Annotated in this window: 3 protein-coding genes; 1 reads left to right on the forward strand and 2 read right to left on the reverse strand. The window is 62.5% G+C overall.

The features are described from left to right. Both RTX98_RS20185 and RTX98_RS20190 read right to left on the reverse strand, forming a co-directional pair. Positions 1-361: prephenate dehydratase domain-containing protein (locus RTX98_RS20185; RefSeq protein WP_312798670.1), on the reverse strand; the 361-nt coding region annotated here is incomplete at its 3' end. Between the two features lie 5 nt (positions 362-366). Further along, positions 367-1,098: a 3-deoxy-manno-octulosonate cytidylyltransferase gene (locus RTX98_RS20190; RefSeq protein WP_312798671.1), complete on the reverse strand. Its 732-nt coding sequence runs from the start codon at positions 1,096-1,098 to the stop codon at positions 367-369. A 195-nt stretch (positions 1,099-1,293) separates the two neighbouring features. On the opposite strand from RTX98_RS20190, the gene RTX98_RS20195 reads away from it, so the two are divergent. Next, the coding region (locus tag RTX98_RS20195; protein ID WP_312798672.1) for a c-type cytochrome at positions 1,294-1,623 on the forward strand (330 nt) is incomplete at its 3' end.

Here is a 1,623-nt window from a genome sequence, read left to right on the forward strand (position 1 = left end):
TGCTACGAATATATTTGCGGCACTGGCCCAGCGCATGGATGTGGCTGTGGACGGTTCTGATCTCCTCGCGCGCCACGCCGGGCAACACCATCAGCTGGAAATGGATCGGCAGGAAATATTCGCCGACGATATGCAGGCGCGATTCCGGCAGGAGGTGGTGGATGTCGGCGACGCGGCCGGCGATGGTGTTTTCGATCGGGATCATCGCGAGATCGGCAGCACCGGATTCAACGGCGTTGAAGGCATCCTCGAAGGTCGGGCACGGCAGCGGCTCCATGTCCGGGAACATGTCGCGGCAGGCGGTATCGGAGTTCGCACCAGGCTCGCCCTGGAACGAGATGCGGTTGGTTTTAGACGTCATATCAATCAATTCCGGGACAGGAGTTCACGGGCGCGTTCGAGATCTTCGGCGGTGTCGACGCCGAGCGGGACGGCATCGACGAGTGCCACATCGATGCGCATGCCATCTTCCAGAGCACGCAGTTGTTCGAGGCTTTCGCGGCGCTCGAGGGTGGAGGGTGGCAAGGACACGAAGCGCTCGAGCGCCTTGCGTCGATAAGCGTAAAGGCCGACATGGTGGTAGAGCGGCCCCTCACCCCACGGCGCGGTAGCGCGGGTAAAATACAGCGCGCGCAGGCGGTTCCCGGCGTTCGGCGAGCCGACGATCTTGACCACGTTTTTGTTGGTCTTTTCTTCCTCGCGGGTGATTTCTACGCCCAGCGTGCCGATGTCGACCTGTGGGTCATCGAGAAGATCGACGGCGGCGCGGATGATTGCCGGTTCCACCGTCGGAAGATCGCCCTGCACGTTGACGATGGTGTCGACCGTGCCTGTGGGGTCGAGCAGGGTCAGCGCTTCATGGATGCGGTCGGAACCGGATTCATGGCCGACCCGCGTCATCACCGCTTCGAAGCCGTGCGCGACCACGGCGTCAAAGGTCTCCTGCGCATCAACGGCTACAACCACGCGACCGAGATGGGCGGCGGTGGCTTGTTCGGCCACGCGCACGATCATCGGCTTGCCGGCAATATCGGAAAGCGGCTTGCCCGGCAGGCGGGTGGAGGCCAGGCGGGCGGGGATCAGAACAAGCGTCGACATAGGCTGCGCAGTCCAGTTCAAAGGGGCCAGAAAGTGTCAAATCGCCACATGGGGCGGGGTCCTTATAGGTGTTGCAACACTTCCGCAAAAGACCTAGTTTCCCGCCGATTTTACTGGTTTTGCGGCCAGTATGGGGATTCGGCGCGGGCAACAAAATGCGCCGACCGGGAGATCGAGGCAGGGAGCGGTATCCGCATGGATTCTTTCGAAATGAACAAGATCATCGGCGCTTTGCTGGGGACCGTGTTCATCATGTTCTCGATCAGCATTGTGTCCGAAGCCCTGTTCGCGGCACCGACGCCGGAGACACCTGGTTTTGCCATCGCGGCTGCCGAGCCGGAAGCTGGCGCCAAGGCGGACGATGCGGCACCGGCCGAAGAGCCGATCGCCGTGCGCATGCAGAGCGCCGACGCGGCTGCCGGCGAAGCGCTGTTCAAGCGTTGCGCCACCTGCCACACCGATGATTCCGGCGGCGCCAACAAGATCGGCCCGAACCTTTGGAACATCGTGAACCGCCCGATCGCG

Origin of the sequence: Tianweitania sp. (assembly GCF_032053605.1) — a bacterium.
GTDB lineage: Bacteria > Pseudomonadota > Alphaproteobacteria > Rhizobiales > Rhizobiaceae > Tianweitania.

What these genes read in the sequence shown, in the direction of transcription:
- RTX98_RS20190 (WP_312798671.1), bottom strand. Translation starts at nt 1,098, where the DNA reads ATGTCGACGCTTGTTCTGATCCCCGCCCGCCTGGCCTCCACCCGCCTG.